General features: G+C 32.4%; 19 protein-coding genes. 12 read left to right on the top strand and 7 right to left on the bottom strand.

Translation table 11 applies throughout. The annotated features are described in order from the left end of the window. Positions 1 to 54: 54 nt before the first annotated feature. The 4 genes from METVU_RS01285 to METVU_RS01270 all read right to left on the bottom strand — a co-directional run bounded on the left by METVU_RS01285 (position 55) and on the right by METVU_RS01270 (position 5,145). Positions 55 to 519, bottom strand: a complete 465-nt coding sequence (locus METVU_RS01285) for a chemotaxis protein CheD (protein ID WP_012819670.1) — start codon at positions 517 to 519, stop codon at positions 55 to 57. Positions 520 to 605: 86 nt separating this feature from the next. Next, on the bottom strand, positions 606 to 3,455 hold the full coding sequence (locus METVU_RS01280) for a chemotaxis protein CheA (protein WP_048196669.1): 2,850 nt from the start codon (positions 3,453 to 3,455) through the stop codon (positions 606 to 608). A 3-nt stretch (positions 3,456 to 3,458) separates the two neighbouring features. Beyond that, positions 3,459 to 4,568, bottom strand: coding sequence for a protein-glutamate methylesterase/protein-glutamine glutaminase (locus METVU_RS01275; protein ID WP_012819668.1), 1,110 nt, complete (start codon positions 4,566 to 4,568; stop codon positions 3,459 to 3,461). Between the two features lie 124 nt (positions 4,569 to 4,692). Next, positions 4,693 to 5,145 (bottom strand): chemotaxis protein CheW, encoded by a 453-nt coding sequence (locus METVU_RS01270; protein ID WP_012819667.1) that lies wholly within the window; start codon positions 5,143 to 5,145, stop codon positions 4,693 to 4,695. 378 nt (positions 5,146 to 5,523) lie between these two features. On the opposite strand from METVU_RS01270, the gene METVU_RS01265 reads away from it, so the two are divergent. From METVU_RS01265 to selD, 3 genes are all read left to right on the top strand, one after another. After that, complete coding sequence (locus METVU_RS01265; RefSeq protein WP_012819666.1) at positions 5,524 to 7,356, top strand: methyl-accepting chemotaxis protein; 1,833 nt, start codon at positions 5,524 to 5,526, stop codon at positions 7,354 to 7,356. 203 nt (positions 7,357 to 7,559) lie between these two features. Beyond that, positions 7,560 to 8,123, top strand: coding sequence for a GMP synthase subunit A (locus METVU_RS01260; protein WP_012819665.1), 564 nt, complete (start codon positions 7,560 to 7,562; stop codon positions 8,121 to 8,123). 213 nt (positions 8,124 to 8,336) lie between these two features. After that, the gene (selD, locus tag METVU_RS01255; RefSeq protein ID WP_012819664.1) at positions 8,337 to 9,386 is read left to right on the top strand and encodes a selenide, water dikinase SelD; all 1,050 of its coding nucleotides are present in this window, start codon (positions 8,337 to 8,339) and stop codon (positions 9,384 to 9,386) included. Between the two features lie 160 nt (positions 9,387 to 9,546). Here the strand turns inward: selD and METVU_RS01250 are convergent, their stop codons facing one another. Further along, a complete protein-coding gene (locus METVU_RS01250; RefSeq protein ID WP_012819663.1) occupies positions 9,547 to 10,359 on the bottom strand; it encodes a hypothetical protein in 813 nt (270 codons plus the stop codon). Positions 10,360 to 10,474: 115 nt separating this feature from the next. On the opposite strand from METVU_RS01250, the gene METVU_RS01245 reads away from it, so the two are divergent. Then, a complete protein-coding gene (locus tag METVU_RS01245; protein ID WP_012819662.1) occupies positions 10,475 to 10,654 on the top strand; it encodes a hypothetical protein in 180 nt (59 codons plus the stop codon). A gap of 355 nt (positions 10,655 to 11,009) precedes the next feature. Here METVU_RS01245 and METVU_RS01240 read toward each other — a convergent pair whose 3' ends face one another. Beyond that, entirely contained in the window at positions 11,010 to 12,038 is a 1,029-nt protein-coding gene (locus METVU_RS01240; protein ID WP_012819661.1) for a DNA polymerase family A protein, read from the bottom strand. 237 nt (positions 12,039 to 12,275) lie between these two features. Here METVU_RS01240 and METVU_RS01235 point away from each other — a divergent pair, with 237 nt between their 5' ends. Further along, positions 12,276 to 13,475, top strand: a complete 1,200-nt coding sequence (locus tag METVU_RS01235; RefSeq protein ID WP_048196667.1) for a DEAD/DEAH box helicase — start codon at positions 12,276 to 12,278, stop codon at positions 13,473 to 13,475. 20 nt (positions 13,476 to 13,495) lie between these two features. Here METVU_RS01235 and METVU_RS01230 read toward each other — a convergent pair whose 3' ends face one another. Further along, on the bottom strand, positions 13,496 to 14,668 hold the full coding sequence (locus METVU_RS01230) for a geranylgeranyl reductase family protein (RefSeq protein ID WP_012819659.1): 1,173 nt from the start codon (positions 14,666 to 14,668) through the stop codon (positions 13,496 to 13,498). Between the two features lie 89 nt (positions 14,669 to 14,757). Between METVU_RS01230 and METVU_RS01225 the strand changes: the two genes are divergently transcribed. The 7 genes from METVU_RS01225 (at position 14,758) to METVU_RS01195 (ending at position 23,528) form a co-directional block, all read left to right on the top strand. Then, complete coding sequence (locus tag METVU_RS01225; protein ID WP_012819658.1) at positions 14,758 to 16,041, top strand: cation:proton antiporter; 1,284 nt, start codon at positions 14,758 to 14,760, stop codon at positions 16,039 to 16,041. Positions 16,042 to 16,420: 379 nt separating this feature from the next. Further along, positions 16,421 to 17,044, top strand: coding sequence for a cobalt-precorrin-7 (C(5))-methyltransferase (locus METVU_RS01220; RefSeq protein ID WP_012819657.1), 624 nt, complete (start codon positions 16,421 to 16,423; stop codon positions 17,042 to 17,044). Positions 17,045 to 17,188: 144 nt separating this feature from the next. Then, positions 17,189 to 17,563 carry a fluoride efflux transporter CrcB gene (gene crcB / locus METVU_RS01215; protein ID WP_048196665.1) on the top strand — a complete coding sequence of 125 codons (375 nt, stop codon included), beginning with the start codon at positions 17,189 to 17,191 and terminating at the stop codon, positions 17,561 to 17,563. A gap of 246 nt (positions 17,564 to 17,809) precedes the next feature. Beyond that, a complete protein-coding gene (locus METVU_RS01210) occupies positions 17,810 to 18,124 on the top strand; it encodes a DUF190 domain-containing protein (protein WP_012819655.1) in 315 nt (104 codons plus the stop codon). A 5-nt stretch (positions 18,125 to 18,129) separates the two neighbouring features. Beyond that, entirely contained in the window at positions 18,130 to 20,907 is a 2,778-nt protein-coding gene (locus METVU_RS01205) for an STT3 domain-containing protein (RefSeq protein WP_012819654.1), read from the top strand. A 246-nt stretch (positions 20,908 to 21,153) separates the two neighbouring features. Beyond that, on the top strand, positions 21,154 to 22,200 hold the full coding sequence (locus tag METVU_RS01200) for a mechanosensitive ion channel family protein (RefSeq protein WP_012819653.1): 1,047 nt from the start codon (positions 21,154 to 21,156) through the stop codon (positions 22,198 to 22,200). 191 nt (positions 22,201 to 22,391) lie between these two features. Continuing rightward, positions 22,392 to 23,528 (top strand): ABC transporter substrate-binding protein, encoded by a 1,137-nt coding sequence (locus METVU_RS01195; protein ID WP_012819652.1) that lies wholly within the window; start codon positions 22,392 to 22,394, stop codon positions 23,526 to 23,528. The last annotated feature ends 164 nt before the right edge of the window (positions 23,529 to 23,692 follow it).

Here is a 23,692-nt window from a genome sequence, read left to right as displayed (position 1 = left end):
ATTGTTATAGCGTTTGTTATTGTTATTATTGTTTTATTATGTTATATTGTTATTTTATATTGTTATTATTCTTCCCTCTCTTCTAACCTCAACTTTTCCATCTCTCAAATAAAATTTTACCATTCTGCTTCTATTTCCTCCAGTATCTTCTCCTTTAAGTGGAATACCATATTTTTTTAAAAGTTTTTTTGCCATTTCTACATTTTTGGCCCCTATATTCATATTACTATTATTTGTTTTAAACATTGCTGCTCCTCCAGCAAGTTTGGCAATAAGTTTATTGGTTCTGGCTCCTGCGATCGTCATTTTTGTTATAAGTGCAGGAATGGCTGTGTTTACATACTTTCCCGGGTCTCTAACATTTTCTTCGCGAGTTTCTGGAAGGACTGAGTGTGCCATTCCTCCGATCCTTTTTCCTGTATCATAGAGCATTATTGCCACACAGGAGCCGAGTAGTGTTTCCAATACCTCTGGACTTCTTGCCACTTCCAAACCCCCAATCCTAACTTTAATTACCATAATAACAACCCACTTTACATTTTTAATACATTTAAAATTACTATTCAAAAAAGAGGAATAGGCAGATGAAAAGGAAAGAATATCAATTAAGCACTACTCAAATCCAATATCAATGCAACTCTCCCATCTCCGAGAATTGTAGCCCCTGCAAGTCCCGGAATATTTTTTAAAATTCCAGTTAACGATTTAACAACAATATCCTCTCTTCCTATAACTTCATCAACCACAACTCCAAGTTTTCCTCCGCTTCTCTCAATCACTACGATCGTTAACTCATCTTCCTCTTCTCCTAAATATGGCATTCCTAAAAAGTCCTTGAGCCAGATCACTGGAATTATTTCATCTCTGTATATGATAGCGTTTGTTCCTTCGATATTCTTAATATCACTTCTGTTTATCATAGTTACATCTAATACGCTCGTTATTGGTATTGCATATATTTGTTCATCTAATTTCATTAGTAATGCGGTTATGATCGCCATAGTTAGTGGAAGTTTTAGCACAACTCTCGTTCCTTTTCCTTTTTCAGAGTAAACAACAACTGTTCCTCCGAGTGATTCTATCTTTGTCTTAACAACATCCATTCCTACTCCTCTACCTGAAACATCCGAAACCTTATCTGCTGTACTAAAACCTGGCATGAATATTAAGTTTATTATTTCATGATCTGAAAGTTTTTTAGCTTCTTCTTCTGTTATTAACCCCCTTTCTATGGCCTTCCTTCTAATAACTTCTGGATCTATTCCTCTCCCATCATCTTCCACAATTATGTTGACGTGATCTCTCTCCCTTTGAGCAATTAATTTTAATGTTCCTTTTCTTGGTTTTCCAACTTTTTCTCGCTCTTCTGGCGGTTCTATTCCATGATCTAATGCGTTTCTTATAAGATGGACTAACGGCTCTGCCAATTCATCCAGCACTGTCCTATCCAGTTCTATATCTGTTCCTTCCATTATAAACTCCACTTCTTTTCCGAGGGCTTTTGCAAGGTCTCTAACCATCCTTGGGAATCGGTTAAAAACATATGCGACAGGAATCATCCTCATCGCCATTACTTCCTCTTGAAGCTCATTTATTAACATGCTTAATCTGTTTATAGCATTGTTTAGTTCCTTTAATTGATACTTATTAGCGATCTGTGAGAAATTTGCTCTTGTAATTACCAACTCTCCAACAAGATTCATAAGTTTATCGAGTTTTTCAATGTTTATTCTAATAGTTTGAGATGACTTTTTCTCTTCTTTTTTAGTAGATGGTTTTTTTGGTGCTGGTTTACTCTGCTCTTTTGTTTCTTTCTTTTCTTCTGTTTTTTCTTCACTTTTTTGTTCTTCTTCTTTCTTCTCTTCTTTTTCATCTGGAGATGTTATTTGGACATCTTTTATTTCAGGAACTCTCATTATTACTTCTTTTATATCGTCTACTTCATAACCCTCTTTTAGTTTTAAGAATACAGTAAATTTTAAACCGTTAAAGTCCCCATTCTGTATCGCTTCAATGTCAGGTATTGTCTTAACGATCTCTCCAATATTTTGAAGCTCTTTTATAACCATGTATGCTCTAACAGCCCTTAAGAGGCATTCATCATCAAGTATAACCACGATCTTATATGCATCTGGCACAACTTCTTCTTCAACTTCAACATCCTCCTGAGTTTCTATTTCTTCTTCTTCGAACTCTATTTCAACCTCTGCCACTGCAACATAGTCAATTTCTGGAACATTTTCAACTTCTTTTTTAATCTCTTCAATATTTTTATCTGATAAGAACATTACGTCAAGTTCCTCGTATGATTGCTCTTTTAGTTCTCCTTCCGTAGGGATTGAAAGAAGTATTTCCCCAATATTTTTTAATCTTGTTAAGATCATTGACAATCTTGCTGATTTTAAGGGGCAGTTATCTTCAACCTTTGCTTTTAGGTGGAATAACTTCCAACCTTGTTCTATCTTTTCCCTTATAATATCGACAAATTCACTTAAATCGAATTTCTCGTGATCTAATTCTACCTCGATTTCTATCTCTTTCTCCACTTCTTCCTGAGATGAGGACTCCGCTTCTTCTATCTTTTTATTAACTTCTTCAATATTAATTCCAACTTCTTTGACTGTTTTTCCTTGCTCCAATCCTCTGGCTATATCTTCAAGAACCTTCGTTATATATTTTAACGTTTCTAAGACGTTTTCATTTATTTTTAGTTTCTTTTCAGATATTTTATTAACAAAATCTCTGATCTTTTCGAGGAGTGGTTTCAAATCTGGATCGTTAACAATATCTGTTAATGTGTAAAATATTTCAACAGATTTGTTTATGCTTCCAATAATCTCCTCTATTTCCACACTTTCTTCCCCTGATTTTTCGGCTTCTTCTTTCTCTTTAATTATTTTTTTAATTTTTACTGTGGTTTTTGGATTTTTATATTTTATCTTAACTTTTTTTATCTTTTTCGTTTCTTTCTTTTCTTCTGTTTTTTCTTCACTTTTTTGTTCCTCTTCTTTCTTCTCTCCTTTTTCTACTTTTTCCTTTTGCTCACTTCCTCCCTGCCCGCTTAGATATTTTTCTTTCATTTGCTTTATCTCATTAATTATTGAATCAACATCAACAGATGTCTCTGTTTCCCCAGATTTCACTTCTTCAAGCATCGTCTCTAACGCATCTAAACACTTAAACAGCAAATCTATAATTTCAGATGTTACGGGAATTTGACCATTTCTCACATAATCAAGAATATCCTCCATATGATGGGTTAAGTCCGATATATGGGATAAACCAACTGTCCTCGCTCCCCCTTTTATCGTATGAGCTGATCTAAAAATCTGGTTAATTAGATCTAAATTTGAAGGGTCTTTTTCCAGCTCGAGGAGGCATTCGTTAATTGTTTGAATATGCTCCTCCGCCTCCTCAGCAAATATTTCCAAATACTCTTCCATCATGTCCTCCATAGATTATCCCCCCAAGATCTCTTTGCAGAATTTCACAATCGCTTCGGGAATTTCTGATGGGGGGAGGACCAAATCAGCTATCCCTAATTCAATAACGGCCTTAGGCATTCCAAAAACAACACATGTTTTTCCATCTTGGGCTATAATTTTTCCTCCTTTTTCTTTTATTTTTTTAAATCCATAAGCCCCATCTTTCCCAATACCTGTTAAAATAACCCCCACCGACTTTCCACCGTATATATTGGCAACAGATTCCGCAGTTATATCAACAGCTGGTCTTGTTCCGTTAACTTTTGGCATTTTATTGTCAAGGGAAATGTAAACATTTTCCCCTCTTTTTGTTAAGAGCATGTGGTAATCTCCAGGAGCTATATAAACATAGCCAGGCATAACTCTTTCTCCATGTTCCGCTTCTTTAACATTAAGTTTTGAGACCTGATTTATTCTATCAGCGAATAACTTGGTAAATCCAGGAGGCATGTGTTGAACCACAAATATTGGAGGCATTCTCTTTGGAAGTTTTGATATAATTTCCGTAACTACTGGTGGTCCTCCTGTTGAAGAGCCGATTATTACACACATCTCTTTTAACTTACTATCTGGAACTGTTAATTCTTCAGATGTTTGTGGTAGTGTTTTTTTCTCTTCTTTCTCTTCTTTAATTGTTGTTGGTTTATGTCTTGTTGTTGAGATCTTTTTAACTACTTTGGCTTTTGCTGCCTGTTTAACCTTTTTAATTATATCTTCCCCTATCTTCCTTATATCTAACGATATACTTCCTGATGGTTTTGAAATAAAATCCACTGCTCCTGCTTCGAGTGCTTCAAATGTTATTTTAGATCCTTCTTTTGTTAGAGCAGATAACATGACGATTGGTGTTGGTTTTATTTCCATTATTTTTTTCACGGCCTCTAATCCGTTCATTCTTGGCATTTCTACATCCATCGTTATAACATCAGGTTCCAATTTTTGAACAAGTTCGACAGCTTCTACCCCATCTTTTGCAGTGCCTATAACTTCAATCTCTGGATCTGAGTTTAATATATCGGAGATAACTTTCCTCATAAATGCGGAATCATCCACTACCAACACTCTGATCTTTTTTGATGCCATGATCCCTCCCCCTTATCTTAATTTGATTTTATTTTATGATTTATTTTCTATTTTGAATATTGCATTTGATTATTATTTGTAATTTTAGCTGGTTATGAGTTAATTATGAATGAACTATGACAGATTAGAACTCTACATCCAACAAACTTGATATATTTAGTAAGATTATTAATCGATTATCCAGTTTTATAATTCCATCAATATAATCCCCTCCCGCAGTTGCTTTTTTTATAGTTGAAACAGGAGTTATCTGCTCTTGGCTAATTTGCATAACATCGTTAACTCCATCAACCAGTATTCCAAAGGTTTGCTGATTTATTTCAATTACCATAACTAATTTTTCGTCTTTTTCATTTTCTGGGTTTTCATAGACCCCTAATTTTCCTTTCAAATCGATAATTGGAGTGATCTCTCCTCTTATGTTTGTAACCCCCACGACATAACTTGGAGCGTTGGGTAGAGGAGTTATGTCTGATTTATGAAGTTTTAGAACTTCTCTAACTTCATCAACTTTTAATCCATATTCATTACTTCCTAACCTAAACACTACTATCTTCATCGTGTCTGAGTCCCCCATGATTTCACCTTTTTGAATGATCAATTATGTCATTAAAAATTAAAAAATTTTTTGGTTTTAATGATCTACGCACCGATCTTATAATGTATTTACCAATACAAAAAAATTTATTTATAAAATTTTTATATCTTTGCATTTTTTTCGTTTACCTACACAAATACATACTCAAAAAATATACATATGGATTATTCCCAAAAATAAATGAATATACCCCTAAGCATTTTTCTCTCGAAATTTTTAAAATTCAGAGTCAAAAAAATAGAAGATACATAAGGTAATATAAGTGGGTAGATATATTCGGATGCTTGTTTATATGAAGATAAAAGACAATGTAATAAGATAAACCCGGAGTGGATCGGGGGAGAAGGGGGGATATTAATGAAAAATCTCTCTGTTAGGACAAAGATCCTAAGCATTCTATCAATTTTAATTATCATAATAGTGGGGCTTTCGTTAACGGTTGTTTATGTCCATCAATCGATGAAGAATGATGGAAAGATAATAAATATAGCTGGAAAGCAAAGAATGTTAATACAAAAAATGACGAAAGAGGCGTTTATGGTTGCCTCAGGTGATGAGAAATATAGAAAAACGTTAAATGAAACTGCGAAACTTTTTGACACTACGCTTAATAATCTAATATATGGTAATAAGGAACTTGGAATTCCTCCTGCTCCTGATGAAGTAAAACAGCAATTATTAAAAGTAAAGGAGATGTGGGAACCATTCTATAAAAATATTCAGATAATCTGCACTAAAAATCCAGATGATCCTCAGTTTAAAGAGGCACTTAGTTATTTAGAAAAGCATAACATGGAACTACTAACTGAGATGAACAATGCAGTTATGTTATATCAAAAAATATATGACGATAAGATACAATTTGTTAATGATCTTGCAATAGGATCCACAATTTTAGGAATTGTCTTAGGAATTCTATCGATAATAGTGGTAAATAGGACTATACTAACTCCTCTAAAAGAATTAGAGAGAATATCAAGCAAATTAGCAAATAGAGAGTATGATGTAAAACCAAAAGTAAAATTCAGCAACGATGAAATAGGGAAAATATATAGAAATATAGAAAAAGTCCTTCAGAACTTAAAAGAAGATATGGAAATGCAAATAAAAGAAAAAGAGAAAATTAAAAAGATATTTGAAACAATAACTGATGTTATGAGGCAAGTGGCTAATGGAAATCTATCAGTAAGATTAAAAGAGGAAAACGGAGAGGAAGTTGAGATCTACAAACTTATAAACAATGCACTTGATAACTTAGCAAACATGATCAAAGAGTTAAAAGAAAAAGTATCAGAAGTTAATAAAGAAATCCACAATGTTGAAGAAGAGCTAAATAGAGCAAGAGAGATCTCTGATCAAGTTGCAGACGCTACAAATCAAGTAGCTACCGCCGCGACTGATCAATCAACAAAACTCCAAGATATAACACAAGAATTAGAAGAAGTTACAACAATTGCAAAAGGTGTTTATGATTCAGCGATAGGAGGAGTTGAAGCAATAACAAACGTTGAAGAAAGCTCACAAGTAGGATTAGAGAAAGTAGAGCATGCAATTGAGACAATGCAAAGGATAGCAAACGTTATTGATGAATTAGGAAAAGCAATTCAAGAACTTGGAGAAGAAAGTAAGAAGATCAACGAAATAACCGTCTTGATTAAGGATATTGCTGAGCAAACAGGACTTTTGGCTTTAAATGCTTCTATTGAAGCGGCAAGAGCTGGAGAGGCAGGAAGGGGTTTTGCTGTTGTTGCAAGTGAGATCAAGAGTTTAGCCGAAGAGATCGGAAAATCCGTAGATGATATAAATAGGACAATATCCGAGATACAAGAGAAAATAAATAAAACAATCGATTTAGGATTAACTGGAAAAGACGAAGTTGACAGAGGAGTTGTTGCAATAGATGAAGTTAACAACGCATTCTTAAAAATAAAAGAGGCAGTTGATAAAGCAATGGAGAAAATAGAGGAAATAAAAGAAGATGCTCAAAAAGCAGTAGATAATATACAAGCAGCGTTAAGAGATGTGCAAGATGTCGCTTCAATCTCTGAAGAGTTTGCTGCAACTGCTGAAGAGTTAACCGCATCAACAGAAGAACTAAACGGAGTTATAGAAGAAATCGGTAAAGCTGCTGAAAAAGTAGCTAAAATAGCAGATAACTTGGCAAAATCAGCAAGTAAGTTTAAAGTATAAAAAGTATAAAAACTTTAAATAAAATTAAACTTCTTTTTTATGTTTTATTTTTTATGTTTTATCATTTTTTAGCATGGGTGTTTTTTAATTTTTTATTTTTACTGTTTTTACTGAAAATATTTCTCCCAGTTTTCATTATACAGAAAAAGCTTAAAAACATACAAGAGTATATGTCTGATTAACAAAAAGAATGGGTGAGTATGATGATAGTAATTTTAGATAACGGAGGACAATACGTTCACAGAATACATAGATCTTTAAAATATCTTGGAGTTCCATCTAAAATAATTCCAAACACAACCCCTTTAACTGAAATAGAGAGTAATGAAGATATAAAAGGAATTATACTAAGTGGAGGACCTAACATTGAAAAGGCAAAACAATGTATAGATATTGCATTAAACGCCAAACTTCCAATTCTTGGAATATGCTTAGGTCATCAAATTATTGCATTGGCGTATGGAGGAGAGATAGGACGAGCAGAGGCAGAGGAGTATGCGTTAACAGAGATATATGTTGATGAAGAAGACGATCTTTTTAAAAATGTTCCAAAAAAATTTAAAGCATGGGCATCACACAAGGATGAAGTTAAAAAAATTCCTAAAAATTTTAAAATCTTGGCTCATTCAGACATATGCAAAGTCGAAGCAATGAAACATATGTCTAAATCAATATATGGGGTTCAATTTCATCCCGAAGTAGCTCACACCGAATATGGAAGTGAAATATTAAAAAACTTTTGTAAAGTTTGCGGATATGAGTTTTAAATCTTCATTAACTCTTTTCATCAATTAAAATTTTAAATACCAAAAACCTGATTAAAAAAATTAATTGGTAGTATTTTATACTGCCATCAATTTTATTGATAATATGTAAGATAGACACCATAAAACTCATATATTCACATACTTTATTATGCTTTATTTTATAGATCCAAAATTGTAGATTGTAATTTATATATATTTTTGATGGGTGAAATCATGGTTGAAAAAGAAAAAGATATAAAATTAACAAGTTTAGTTAAACTTCATGGATGAGCTTGTAAACTTCCCAGCACCGAATTGGAATACTTAGTAAAAGGAATCATTTTAGATGAAGATCTCGCTGAAAAAAATATAATTGTTGGACTTGGAGATGATGCATCAGTTATAAAAAGGAATGGATTGGTTATTGCTAAGACAGTAGATGTTTTTACACCGATCGTTGACGATCCTTACATACAGGGAAAAATAGCTGCATGCAACTCAACAAGCGATATTTACGCAATGGGTTTGTTAGATATAATCGGTGTTTTGGTAATACTTGGCATTCCAGAGAAACTTCCCATAGATATTGTCAAAAAAATGCTGAATGGATTTCAGGACTTTTGCAGAGAGAACAACACCACGATCGTAGGAGGACATACAATAATGAATCCATGGCCACTGATTGGAGGAGCAGTAACCGGAGTTGGAAAAGAAGAAGAGGTTTTGACAAAGGCAGGAGCAGAAGAAGGAGATGTTTTAATTCTAACAAAGCCATTAGGAACTCAGACAGCAATGGCACTTTCAAGAATTCCTGACGATTACAAAGAACTGATCGGCATAGATGAAGAGGAAATGAACTACATAATAAATAAGGCAATAGAGTTGATGACAACCTCCAACAGATATGCGTTAAAATCTTTAAGGAATGCAGAAAAAAAAGTAGGAGATAAAGTAGCAAACGCTCTTACCGACATAACAGGATTTGGACTCCTTGGCCACTCAAATGAAATGGCAAAGAATAGCAACGTGCTAATTGAGATAAACCTCCTTCCATGTATAAAAAGAACGCCCGAACTCAGTAAAATGTTTGGACATGCGTTATTGGATGGATACGGAGCCGAAACAGCTGGTGGTTTGTTAATTTCCACAAAGAATGATTATAAAGATGATTTAATAGAAGAACTTAGAAAAAATAAAGTTTATGCTTTTGAAGTAGGAAAAGTTGTAAAAAAAGGAGAAGGTAGAGCAATTTTAAGCAAAGATGTCAAAATTGTTGAGGTTTAAAATACAATTCGGTGCTGGGAAGTTGAAACAAAGATAAAAAATCAAAAGTATCAACCTATAAATTAAAAATATAAAACCAAAAACATATCAGATTTATTCGATTAAACTTAACGTCAAGAGGATGTGCCGAACCCATATTTTGGGAGGCACATCCAAAAAATCAGAAAATATCTTCCCAAATCTTAGAACTGTATCCTAAAGGATAATACTTTCTGTTCACTACTGCGTATATACTTCCATCGAAATTAACACCCAGGTCATTAAACACTTCTGGGTCTATAAAGTTTCTTTTTAAATAATACCTAACAGGAACTATCTTATTTCCTGCTTTTACTAACTTTCTTATATACAATCTATGACCAAATCCTTCAAATCTCCTATCCACGAATGCCCTTGTTAAAAAGAACCTATCTGGGGAAAGAATGGATGGGATATAATATCCTCCTTCGCTTTTTAAAATATATAAAACGTCTTCACAAAATTTCTCTTTTAATTTGTTCCATACATCCAATATTTCATCCCTACTTGTGGAAATAACCTCTATTCTACCATCTGGATTTAACCACATTCCCTCTTCATTATTTAAAAACAAGACAAGAGTTTTACCACTATCTGTTATATCTAACCTCTTACTCGGAATAACAATACTTGCGTCAACAATTATCGGCATTAATAAAGGGATTTTAGCATTCATTATACTTATTGCCTCACGATCTTTCTTATTTCTTAAATATTGAAGAAATTCCTCGTTATCGGGAATGATCTTTCGGTCTGGCACCAGTATTGTTATAACTCCATTTTCCTGACTCATGAAATTACCAGAAAACAATTTACACTTCTCCATCTCTCCATGCTCCCTACATTCTCGCTTGTCCTTGGACGTAAATCCGCATTCTTTACAATAATACCCCTCCTCAACACTTGCAAAACCTAAGAAAAATCCCTTTACAGATATTTTTTGATCCTCTTCCATCCTTTCACCAAATATATTAAAAATTTTCTTGCATATTTAAAACTATCCTTTGCATAATATTTTTATACCTTTTATTTGAAAGTAATATATGCAAAGATTCAAGGAGGTGAGATCAATGGCAAAGTGTTATGTAAAAATAACTACATTTAACTATGAAAAAGAGAGAAAATATATTGTAAAGATAGTCCCACTTAGAGAAGAGATGATCGTTGATAAGGTAAGGAGAGTTAGATTTGGAGTGATGTGTAGTTCAATAACACATAAAGTAAGCATATCGAAGATTTTATCAGTATAACATATTATTAAATTATTTAAATTATTACAAAAATTTATGATTACATTTTTCTAATATTTTGATTTATTATAATTAAATAATTAATATAATCTAACCGCAAACTTTAAATATAATTTTTGATATATATTAGAAATACACCTCGCCATTACTTCAATAACAAAAAAATTAAAAATAAAAGCTAAAAAATTAAAAATAAATCGTTTTTAAGATTTAATAATTTAACATTGTTTTCTATTTTGTTGATTTTACTCATGATTATTTTTTGTTTATTATTTTATTATCCTACTGCATCCCTTAATTTAAATATTCTATTTCATTTTTAACATTCTAATTTAATTTTAACTCTAAAATTTTATTAATCAGCCCATCGTTTAAAGTAGTGCTTTTTTTCATATTTTTTAATGTTCTTAACATAACCATATTTTTCTAATGAAGAGGAAACAATCTCTAAAATCTTTTCAACATCCTCCTCCTTACCTTCGATAACGATCTCATCATGTTTAAATTTAGCCATTGATTCATAGGCAATGTAATCCTCTCCAATATAAAATCTTCCTCCAAAGTATCTTACATAAGGTAAACCGTGTTTTTTACAGTATTCTCTACAATCATTTCTTATTCTCCAAGGTATTGGCTCAAAAATGTGTATTTTTTCATATTTTTCCAGTATTTCTTCTTTCAATGAATATTCAACGACCATTCTAACGTCAACTTCTGGTAATCTAACCTTTTCTGCCCAGTAATTATATCTGACACTTAGATCCTTCCATTCCTCTACGCCCCTCCACCCATACTTATGAGAGTATTTTACCCACTCCTTTAACATAAGATTTCCAAAAAATGAAGGAGAGGGATCAAAGAGTTCATCATCCCAAACCTCTGCAAATATTCCAATCTTTTGTAGAGGATATTTACTAAGAGAATTTAGAGTAATTTGACACTTTCCACATCCAAATGTCCTATCCCCTCCAATTCCAACATGAGATAATGACTTTATTGCCCCAATTAGCCGTCCCAATTCTTCCGTTGGAGCGTTAATATTTATCGGAATTTTAAATTGATAAGTTCCCTCAACACCAATCTTTCTTTTAAATGATGATATTCCCACATCCTCAGTAAAGTTATCTTCCCTTTCCTTTGGATAAGCACTTGATATTGGAATTATTCTTCCCATTGGATACATTAACCTATCAACACCATTGAATAACTCTTTTGGAACAGGAACATTCCATTTTTTAAACTCGTTTAATAACTGCTTTTCCAATATAAAAAACTGAATCACAGGAACTTCAACATTTTTAACATAAGTGGGCTTCTTCTTAAGAGCGTTATGACATGGGCTTTTTGTTTTTATTGTTCCATAGAGTGTTTTAATCTTTCCCAATAATACCACCTCCTTATTTTTTATTACTTTTTATTATATGTTTATTATTCTCTATTCTTAACTATCTTCTTTTTGTTAGTTAATCATAATCTCAAAATTTTTATTTAAACTTTATTTAAATATTTTTAAAAACTATGCAAACCTTTTTATACTAATTAGTTTATTGTTTATTTAATCTCTCTTTTGATGATACCTTTATTTGGTGTCTTCAAAGATGAACAATTGGATGTGAAATATATGAATTTTGAGGAATTAAATTTATCGGAGAATACTTTAAACGCAGTAAGAAACAAGGGCTTTGAAAAACCAACAGATATTCAAACTAAGGTTATTCCCTTATTTTTAAATGGAGAAAAGAATATTGTTGCTCAGGCAAGAACTGGGAGTGGAAAAACGGCCTCTTTTGCCCTTCCACTGATTGAACTGATCAACGAAGGGGAGGGGATAAAGGCAATTATCTTAACTCCAACAAGAGAGTTAGCCATACAAGTGGCTGATGAGATAAACTCATTAAAAGGGAATAAAAATTTAAAAATAGTAAAAGTTTATGGAGGAACTCCAATACAACCCCAAATAAAATATCTAAAAAATGCCAACATAGTGGTTGGAACTCCGGGGAGGGTATTGGATCATATAAACAGAGGAACATTGAATTTGAAAGATGTTGAATATTTTATACTTGATGAAGCAGATGAAATGCTTAATATGGGATTTATAGATGATGTTGAGAAAATATTAAATGCATGTAATAAAAATAGGAGAATCTTGCTGTTCTCTGCAACAATGCCAGTAGAGATATTAAATTTGGCCAAAAAATACATGAACGATTATGAATTTGTGAGGGCTAAGAGAAATGCCGATATTGAGCAGACCTTTATTGAGGTAGATGAAAATAAGCGATTCGAAACATTATGTAGAATTTTAAGAGATAGAAACTTTTATGGGCTTGTTTTTTGTAAAACCAAAAAGGATACAAAAGATCTTGCAAATATGTTGAGAGATATTGGTTTTAAAGCAGGAGCGATTCATGGAGATCTTAAACAGCATCAAAGAGAAAAAGTTGTTAGGTTGTTTAAGCAGAAGAGGATAAAAATACTGATTGCAACAGATGTGATGAGTAGGGGTATTGATGTTAACGATCTAAGCCATGTTGTTAACTACCATCTTCCTCAAACCCCGGAAGCGTATATGCATAGAATTGGAAGAACAGGACGAGCTGGAAAAAAAGGAAAAGCAATTTCAATAATAAACAGAAAAGAATATAGAAAACTCAAACATATTGAAAGAACAATGAAATTAAAAATTAAAAAATATAATACGAAAAATTATAACGCAAAAAATATAAAAAGCATGAAAAATGAAAAAAAGATGAATCAGTTTAAAGAGCATAAGTCAAAAAATGAAATGAAAAAATTAGAAAAAACAGAGATAAATTAAATCTTTTCTTGATTTCTTTTTTATTGGATAAGATTTTTTAAAATTCTAAGTCCCAATCCAATATCTATCGATTTTAAGACCTTTAGAACTAAGGATGCTTGTTTATCCATATCTCCATGGGCATTTATATAATCGAGCAGATCACTTTTCTTTATTTTTTCAAATATTTTATCCAAAGTATCATCATTAAATTTTAAAAGAACTCTTCTAATCATTAACCCCATCTTTATTTCCCTACCAAACTCCCCTCTCCACATCTCTTCATAATATTTTAAATTCCTTCCTCCATCTAAATACTCATCAATAACTTTTCCAGCTATTTTTCCACCCATTGCTCCATAATACAATCCTCCCCCACTTAGTGGCTTTACATGACAAGCGGCATCTCCAACCAACAAAACATTATTTTTAACTGTTCTTTCTAAGTATCCGATTGGAAGAGAACCTGTAGAGAACTCAGAAATTGTGGAGTTTTTTAAAATTTCTCTCGCTATTTTATTCTCCTCAATAAATTTTAAAAGTTTATTATAGCAGTTTCCCCTATCTATTAAGCCCACTCTTACTCTATCCTTTCCCATTGGGATGATCCACGTAAAAAATCTTTCTGAATATCTCTTATCAAAAAAAACATAGACAAAATCATCATCAACATCTGCATTAACCATTTCTAACTGACAACTTGACAGTATCTCTCTATTTTTATTATTTACAATACCAAGTGTTTTTCCAGTGGTTGATTTAGCCCCGTCGGCTCCAACGATCACTTTCGGTTGCAACTCAATATCTTTTCCTAAATGAGAAATTTTCACGGAATATTCTTTCTTTTTTCCCTCTTTACGTTGTATTGTGGCATATGCCTTTAACAAAAAATCACAAGATCTTGATGTTTTTATTGCAATGTCTTTGTCCATAACTTTACGCTCAAAAACATACGCTCTAATCTCTTCATTACCAATTTTAAGCATATTTCTTTTTGAAAAAATATACGCCCCTCTAACCTCATTAACTTTTCCTCCCGGATTTCCAAGTTCTTTCACTCCTTTTTTACTGATCAAACCAGCACACTGTAAGGGAACACCAATTGACTGATGCTCTTCCACGATCAAAACCTTTCCATTTTTTATATTTGCTCCTGTTATGCATCCAACTGGGCCCCCTCCAATGATCACAACATCGTAATCGTTCTTCTCCACATTACCACCAAAAAGTATATATGCTTTCTATATGTAAAGTTTTGGTGTTTGTATAACTTCACTAACCAACGAGTTGGGGAGATGAAACCATGGATATTGTCCTATTTCTCGGCTATTTGTCGATTCTTTTCGCAGGAGGAGCAATCATTGCAAAAGTTGCCAGAAAAATTGGCATACCTGATATTCCTCTGCTGTTAATTTTTGGGCTGATACTATCTATTCTGAACGTTATTCCTAAGAATATTGTTGAAGGTTCTTTTGATTTTATTGGAAACTTTGGATTAATAATACTGTTGTTTATTGGATCTTTTGAGATGGAATGGAATGTTATGAAAAGAGTATTGGATGTTATAGTTAAACTTGATATTTTAGCTTTATTAATAGTTTGGTTTATTTCTGGATTGGTGTTTAATCTTGTATTCCACCTTCCACTACTCTCTCTCATTGGACTACTATTTGGAGCCATTGTATCTGCTACAGATCCAGCGACCCTTATTCCAATATTCTCTAAAATGGACATAGATCCAGAAGTTGCCATAACCTTGGAAGCAGAAAGTGTCTTCAACGATCCTCTTGGTATTGTAGTAACGCTTATATGTTTATCTGCCCTCGGTCTTGCCAAGGCAGAAAATCCTATACTCGAATTTATATCATTAGCCATCGGTGGAATAATCCTTGGAGTTATTGCAGGTAAGTTCTATGAGATAATTATATCAAAAATCAAATTTGATGATTACATCGCTCCTTTCACACTTGGACTGGCTATTGCTTTTTGGTATTTTGCAGAAGGAATCTTCCCTTCACTCTCTAATGGATATGAGATAAGTGGATTTATGGCTGTGGCTATAATGGGTCTCTACATCGGAAACGTTATTGTGCATAAAAAGGAACACAAAGAGGATATGGAAAAAGTAGCAGTATTTATGGATGAATTATCAATATTTATTAGGATACTGATCTTCGTGTTGTTGGGAGCAAGTATCTCAATTCCATTATTGGAGAAGTATGCAGTTCCTGCCCTTATATGTGCATTAGGATCTATCCTCCTCGCAAGACCTATCGGTGTTTTAATAGCCACTGCTATTCCACCGATCAGACCACTTGCTGAAAGGATATACTTAGCATTAGAGGGGCCGAGAGGTGTTGTGCCTGCAACACTTGCCGCAATGGTATACACTGAGATCATTAAACATCCCGAAATGGTTCCTAAAAGTATCGCAAAATTAATGCCTCCAACTGAACTGGCAGGAACCATACTGGTGGCAACGTTCATGACTATAATCGTAAGTGTCATATTGGAAGCTTCATGGGCTAAACCACTGGCAGATATTCTACTAAAAAAGAAATCTAAAAAAGAAACCTTAAGTGTCTAACTGTGAGATGCTTAGAAAAGCTGTTGAAATTATATAAGATTACAGAAAAGAAGAAAAAAGAGCAAGGAAATTAAATTTTATTATATAACTGTTTTTTATCAAATACGTTTGTTTTTATTTCTTTTTCTATTTTAAGAGTTCCAAATATGGTTTTTAATTTTAAATCTCTCTACCCTATTTTTAGAAATCCTTATCATATCAGAGTTTAAATTAAACTCAACGAATCTTATATCTTAAAGGATAATAGTTTTAATGATATAATATGATTAAAAATTTGCATTGAAAATAATAACTAAAAAACTTAAAGAGAAATATTACATTAAGATTTAAAAGATTTAATAGTTAATATAAATGAAAAAGAATTGAAGGTTGAGCAATTATGATCTACATCGTTGGAGTTGGGCCAGGAAGTAAAGATTATCTAACACTAAAAGCCATAGAGATAGTCAAAAACTCGGATTTGGTCGTTGGGAGTAAACGAGCACTTGCTCTTTTTGATATTGATGAAGGAAAAAAAGTGATCTTATCTAAAAACTTAATTGAGGAGTTAAAGGAAATTATAAATAGAGAAGACCTAAAAGATAAAAAAATCGCAATTTTATCAACAGGAGATCCCTGTTTTAGTGGGCTTCTAAAAACACTATTGAAACTTGGAGTGGATAAAAAAGAGATAGAGGTCATTTCAGGGATCTCCTCAATACAAATCGCTTCTTCGAAATTAAAAATATCTTGGGAGGACTACAATATAATAACCTTGCATGGTAAAGAAGATAATAAATACAAACTTTTAGAGGCATTTAATAATCAAGAAAAGGTAATATTTCTTCCAAATAATTTAAATGAAGATGCAAGATTTTTAATAGAAAATGGAATAAATCCAAACACTAAGATTTGGGTGTTAGAAAATCTAACATATGAAAATGAGAGAATAAGAGCAATGTCTTTAAAAGAAATATCTTTAAGTAAGTTCTCATACTTAACAGTTTGCATTTATCCTGTTTAAAAAAATTTTAGAAATAAATGTTAAATATGCAGTGAGAAGTGATCTATAACTTATAACTAATAACACTAAAAAATGATAGAAAAAGCAGAAGAAACTTAATGTCATTGAAAAATGAGATATTATTGACTGTGTGAGATGAGGACAATGATGAGGGAATTGCTTTTAATAGGTGTAGGTGGGTTCTTTGGAGCAGTTCTTAGGTATGTTGTAAGCGGGATTATTCCAGTAAAGTTCGGTCTTCCAACGGGAACACTAACTGTAAACTTGATTGGAAGTTTTATTTTAGGATTTTTATTATACTCCTCACTGTTTGCTCCAATATCTACTGAATATAAACTACTAATTGGAACAGGTTTTTGTGGTGCGTTGACGACATTTTCAACATTCTCTTATGAAACATTTGCATTAATAGATGAAGGGTTAGTATTTAAAGCAGTGTTGAATATATTAATTAACGTGCTTGGATGTTTAATCATGGTATATTTCGGAAGAGTAGTGGCTCTTGCACTATTTAGATAACTCATATGAATAAACATCAATCGAATAATGAAGATAAATTGTTGAATAACAATTGAAATGATAAACCAAACAAAATAAAGAATAAAAATAAAAAAATCTTTAATTAATGGCTATTAAAATATAATTAAAAATATTAAAAATATAATGATATAAAATAATTAAATAGTAATAAAAGCTTCAAAATCAGATAAAATAAAGACAGATGGATAAAAATGAGATTTATAAATCGAAAAATGGTGGATCCATATGATAAAAGCAAAACTACTAAAAATATATCTTAGAGAGGGAGATAAATTTGAAGGAGAACTCATGTATAAATACTTAATAAAACTTATGAAAAATGAAGGGTTGAGTGGGGCAACAGTGTATAAGGGAATATGCGGTTATGGAATTAGAGGAATAGCCGAATTTGACATATTTCGATTATCTATGAATCTTCCTGTAATTATTGAGTGTATTGACGTTGAAGAAAATATAAATAGAGTATTACCAAAATTATATGAAGTTGTGAAAAATAATGGATTGATAGCAATAACTGAATGTGAAGTATACAAAGGGTGAGTTTAATGACCAACGCATTAGAAAAAATAAATAACCTGTTTAAAGAAAAACGCTGGATAAAAATAGCATTAATAGTTCTTTTACTGATGTTTATGAGTTTTCAACTAAGAGCTCAAACAGCGGATATGAAATTTGCTCAAGGCAATGAATTTCTAAAAAAGATGTTTTCAGATGAACATGGAAGAATGTATCTCATTGCAATAGACCCCTACTACTACCTAAGATTGGCTGAAAACCTATACGATCATGGATACTGCGGAGAAACAATAAAAATAATCAATGGAAAACCAATGCCATATGATCTCTACCAATATGCTCCTCCCGGACATCCGCTTCCATGGGAACCGCCAATAATATGTCTCTCAGCAATTGCACTTTATATCCTATGGCACTCGATAGATCCAACAGTAACACTTATGAACGCTGATTTCTGGGTTCCAGCAGTGCTCTCAATGCTGTTGGGAATTCCACTATACTTTACAATAAGAAGGGTAACCAACAGCAACATTGGAGGAATTGTAGGAGCGATCGCCCTAATAACTGCTCCTGGATTGCTGTATAAAACATGTGCAGGGTTTGCAGATACTCCAATATTCGAAGTTCTACCTATCCTATTTATCGTCTGGTTTATATTAGAAGCAATCCACAGTCAGCAAAAAACAGCAATCTTTGCTAAAAAAGTAAACTCAATATCAATATTTGTTGCACTGGCATTTATATTTGAACTTCTTGCAGGAGCATTTTTAAATCTAACCTCTGGAGAAATCGTGGTAATTGCCTCGGTAATATTCTACACAGTATCATTTGCATTAGTTCTAATTGGGCTTATAATTGCAGGATTAAAGAGATTAAAAGGGGAAGAAGTAGAATTTGAATTATTTGCAATATTGGCAATTATAACCACAGCAGTTGCTCCAAAAATGTGGGGAGCTTGGTGGTATGGATTTGATGTCATAGTTGCATTTTTAGTTATATACATTATAGCACTTGCAATACTAAAAACCAACATTAAATTAAAAGATTACATTGATATTGGAAATCTAAGACATATAATTTACCTCTCAGCCATCTATATAATCGGCTCTCTAATATTATTAACTGCAATATATGGAGTAGGGGCAGCTCTCTCACCTATAACCTCTCCATTGAGCTACAACCAGATACTTTCAACATACACCCAGTCATCAGGTTGGCCTAACGTATATACAACTGTCTCCGAACTTGCAAAACCAAGTTCTTGGAGTGAGATCTTTATAAATGCCATAGGATCTGACACAATAGCAATTATTGGAATTATTGGGATTATATTATCCTTTATCTCTCTAAGATATGAAAAGATAAAATTGGATATTAAATATGCAATACTGCTGAGTATCTGGCTCACAGTAACTTTATACGCTGCTACAAAAGGTATTAGATTTGCATCGTTAGCAACTGCTCCTTTAGCAATTGGTTTCGGAATTTTTGCAGGTCAATTGGATAGATTTATAAGAACGAAGAATGACATGGCCGTCTTTGGGGTTGGAGCACCTGTTGGACTATTTGGCTTAATAATACTATCTAAGTATTCATCAAAACTCCCAGAGATAATACTTCCAACGACCTATGTTCCAATAATTGCCTATGGCCTGTTGGTTGTTCTTGGAATACTTGCAATTTATAAGATGGCAGATATTCTCTCCTCCATAAATGATAAAAAGGAATCAATTGTAAAAATTGCCACACTCCTACTTTGCATAGGAATGATAATCCCACCACTTTCAGCAGTTGTTCCATTTACCACAGCCCCAACATTTAACAATGGATGGAAGGCCGGTTTGGACTGGATAAAAGAAACCACTCCAAACAACTCAGTTATAACTTGTTGGTGGGATAACGGGCACATCTACACGTATGAAGCAAGAAGAATGGTAACCTTTGATGGAGGATCCCAGAACAGTCCAAGAGCTTACTGGGTTGGAAGAGCATTTGCCACTTCAAATGAGAATCTTTCAATTGGAATAATTAGAATGTTGGCAACAAGTGGAGATGAAGCATTTGAAAAGGGAAGTGTTTTAATGAACTTCACTCATAACAACGTATCTATGGTAGTTAAGATATTAAATGAAATACTTCCAGTAGATAGAAGTGAAGCATACAACATATTAACTAAAAAATACGGATTAAGCGATAGAGAAGCAAAATTGGTGTTAAATGCAACACATCCAGAGCATCCAAATCCTGACTACTTAATAACCTATAACAGAATGACAGATATTGCCCCTGTTTGGAGTATGTTTGGATTTTGGAACTTCTCCTTACCTCCAAACACACCAAACAGTAAGAGGGAAAAAGGAGCATTCTTTAAAGGAACATCTTACTATTTAGGAAATGGAACCATGTTGGCAGAGGTAAATCTCTACGGATATGATTATATAACATTGATAAATAGAACAAATATAACCACAGCAATCGTTCAAAAAATAAACGGACAAACGAAGATCGTTGGAACATTTAAAATCCATAAGTTGTATATAATGACACCTACAGGTGTTAAAGAGATAATAATAAACAAAGATGGACAACTCTCAGAGTTTATTAGATTGACATCTGAGGGCAAAGGTTGGGCTTGGTTATCAACAAGAAACTTAGAAGATAGCGTATATGCGAGATTGCATTTCTTAGATGGATACGGCCTAAAACATATAAAGTTGGTAAAGGCAACATTTGATCCAACAAACTTCGGAATAGAACCAGGATTCAAGATATATAAAGTAGATTATGGAACTGCCTACTTAAAATAATTGATAATTGAAAAAATCTCTTTTCTTTTTAATCTTAGATTTTTAATTTTTGATTCTAACTTTTTTAACTAATTTTAACTAAAACTTTATTTTTGTTTTATTTTTTGTTTTTTTATTTAAAGTTAGGTTTTATTTAATTGATTTTTTAGTAAAAATCTGCATCAAAAATAAGATAACAAGAAACAATAAGTTATTTAAATAAGAAAAAGAGTTAGTGTTAGAAAAATCAAAATAAAAGGGGGGAGTGTGTTATCTAATATAACTATCTATGGAAATTCAATAACCAACTATATCCTCTGTATCTCTACCATAATTTTAAGTGTCATACTGGCAAAAATCATTAGTAGGATAATGAAGAATCAACTAACATCTAAGAACGATACAAAAATTAACGATATTTTTTTCTCATTAAACGACCCTCTTTTAGTATCTATTGTAATAATTGGAATATACTTCGGGGTAAAATTCCTATCTCTTCCAGAGCAGATTTCAGATCTTATTCACAAAGCAATAGGTGTTGCATTAACTCTTTGTGGAGTGGTATTTGTTGAAAGATTTATAGATAAAAGTATAGAGCGTTATTTAATTCCTTTCGCTGAACGAAAGAAAAGAAAAATAGACGATCAGTTGGTAAATTCAATAAGAAAATTTGCCAGGGGCGTTGTATATACATTTGCAATTTTATTTATTCTAAGAAATCTTGGTTATGATATAACAACACTACTTGCAGGTTTGGGGATCGGTGGTTTAGCAGTTGCTTTGGCAATGCAAGACACCACTAAAAATTTAATCGCAGGATTGATAATAATTTTCGATAAGCCATTTAGATTAAAAGATTGGATTGTGTTTGATGGGGGAGAGGGAATAGTGGAAGAGATTGGAATTAGAAGCACGAGAATAAGGACTTGGGAAGATAGCTTAATAATAATGCCTAACTCCTCTCTTGTTGATGCAAAAATAACAAACATGTCAGCAATGAGAAAAAGAAGGGTTTTGATGACTATCGGTTTAACTTATGATACTTCGGCTGAGAAAGTCAGAAGAGCGATTGAGATAATTGAGAACATTCTAAATAATCACGAGGCAGTAATTGAGCCAAAGAGGGTTCATTTTGTAGAATATGGGGATTGGTCTCTAAATTTGAGAGTTGAATATTTTATAAAAAATCTTGGATTCGATTATTATTTAAACACTCTCACTGAGATAAATTTAAAGATAAAAGAGGAATTTGAAAAGGAAGGAATAGAAATGGCATTTCCGACATATACGGTTTATTTGGAGAAAGATAGTTAGAAACATTGTTAAGCGAAGTAAGATGATATAAACATTTTAAATTTAATTGATTAATATCTTTATTTTGATTATAAAATATTTTCTTAAATTATCTCTTTTTTCTTATAAGGTAAACAAACTGCAATAAAATAAAAAATTTTATATAATATTTTTCTAACATTTTTCTTATGATCATACTTTGAGGTGGTATCGTGAAAAAATATATTTTACTGTCAATTTTAATATCCTCGATCTTGGTTGCATTTACAGGATGCGTTCAGAATGAATCCTCTTCAGTCCCAACATTAACAGTTGCATATCTTCCAACAGATCATCATGCATCATTATTTGTAGCATGTGATTATCCAGATATATTCAAGGATAAATATGGAATCTACTTAAAGAAAGTTAATGACAAGGAAGATTACGAACTCTACGAGGGAGATAAAAAAATAGCTAACATAAAGTTGATAAGAGTGAATAAAGGAGGAGCAAGCATAATGAACCTAATGTCTCAGGGTAAAGTTGACGTTGCATTGTTAGGTTATCCACCAGTCATATTCTATATTGACAAAGGAACACAAGCGAAGGTTATAATGAACCTACACACCGAAGGATCTGCAGTTGTAGTTAGAAAAGATATTCCTGCAAACAACTGGGATGAATTTGTAAAATGGATAAAAGAGCAGTATAAAGAAGGAAAACAAGTTAAAATAGGACATCCTTTGCCTACATCAATTCAATATGTTATGATAGAAGATGCTTTAAAAGCTGAAGGAATAACCTACACAGAGAATCCAAGCAATAAAAGTGCAATGGTTTTGTTAATCAGTTGTAATGGACAGGGAACAATGCCTCAAATGCTATCTCAAAAACAGTTAGATGCAGTTATCGCTTGGGAGCCAATGCCAGAAATTATTAAATATGATGGTGTTGGAAAAGTTGTTGCTTACAGTGAAGATCTTCCAAGTGCAACAGGAGGAACATGGGCAAACCATCCATGCTGTTGCTTAACCGCATCCGAGACCGCTTTAAAAAACAAGAAAGATATAGTTATCGCTTTTGCTAAATTATTAAAAGATGCAACAGATGAAATAAACAAAAATAAGCAGTTAGCTGTAAATGCATCAGTTAGATGGCTCGGAACTAAGAAAGTTGTTGAGGAAGCATCAATCCCTCACATAAAATATGATTACAGATTACAACCAGTTATTCCGAAAGTTATAAAATTCGTTGAAGCAATGAAACTCCAGGGCTTAATCAATGGAAAACTTAAAAATGCTTCAGAAGAAGGTATCGAGAACGATATATTTGATCTAAAAACATACAATGAGATAGTTAACGGATAAAATTAATTTCTTTATTTATCTGTCTCATCTATCTTATGTTTAATCTTTTATATTTATCTTTTATATTTAAAATTATTTTAATAGGATTTTAATATCTAACTTTTTATTTCCTATATTTTTTTCTTCTGTTGATTTTATTTTATTTTTTTCCTTTTTTAGTTATA

The organism is Methanocaldococcus vulcanius M7 (genome assembly GCF_000024625.1).
GTDB classification, from domain to species: domain Archaea; phylum AGJL01; class Methanococci; order Methanococcales; family Methanocaldococcaceae; genus Methanocaldococcus; species Methanocaldococcus vulcanius.
Note: the sequence above shows the minus strand (reverse complement) of the source record. Positions and strands in the feature narration are given on the sequence as shown.

Bases quoted from the DNA above. Each gene is read 5' to 3' on its own strand.
- crcB (WP_048196665.1), top strand. From the start codon at position 17,189: ATGATGAGGGAATTGCTTTTAATAGGTGTAGGTGGGTTCTTTGGAGCA.
- METVU_RS01210 (WP_012819655.1), top strand. From the start codon at position 17,810: ATGATAAAAGCAAAACTACTAAAAATATATCTTAGAGAGGGAGATAAA.
- METVU_RS01260 (WP_012819665.1), top strand. From the start codon at position 7,560: ATGATAGTAATTTTAGATAACGGAGGACAATACGTTCACAGAATACAT.
- METVU_RS01235 (WP_048196667.1), top strand. From the start codon at position 12,276: ATGAATTTTGAGGAATTAAATTTATCGGAGAATACTTTAAACGCAGTA.
- METVU_RS01205 (WP_012819654.1), top strand. From the start codon at position 18,130: ATGACCAACGCATTAGAAAAAATAAATAACCTGTTTAAAGAAAAACGC.
- METVU_RS01270 (WP_012819667.1), bottom strand. From the start codon at position 5,145: ATGGGGGACTCAGACACGATGAAGATAGTAGTGTTTAGGTTAGGAAGT.
- METVU_RS01280 (WP_048196669.1), bottom strand. From the start codon at position 3,455: ATGGAGGACATGATGGAAGAGTATTTGGAAATATTTGCTGAGGAGGCG.
- METVU_RS01245 (WP_012819662.1), top strand. From the start codon at position 10,475: ATGGCAAAGTGTTATGTAAAAATAACTACATTTAACTATGAAAAAGAG.
- METVU_RS01250 (WP_012819663.1), bottom strand. From the start codon at position 10,359: ATGGAAGAGGATCAAAAAATATCTGTAAAGGGATTTTTCTTAGGTTTT.
- METVU_RS01275 (WP_012819668.1), bottom strand. From the start codon at position 4,568: ATGGCATCAAAAAAGATCAGAGTGTTGGTAGTGGATGATTCCGCATTT.
- METVU_RS01220 (WP_012819657.1), top strand. From the start codon at position 16,421: ATGATCTACATCGTTGGAGTTGGGCCAGGAAGTAAAGATTATCTAACA.
- METVU_RS01225 (WP_012819658.1), top strand. From the start codon at position 14,758: ATGGATATTGTCCTATTTCTCGGCTATTTGTCGATTCTTTTCGCAGGA.
- METVU_RS01265 (WP_012819666.1), top strand. From the start codon at position 5,524: ATGAAAAATCTCTCTGTTAGGACAAAGATCCTAAGCATTCTATCAATT.
- METVU_RS01285 (WP_012819670.1), bottom strand. From the start codon at position 519: ATGGTAATTAAAGTTAGGATTGGGGGTTTGGAAGTGGCAAGAAGTCCA.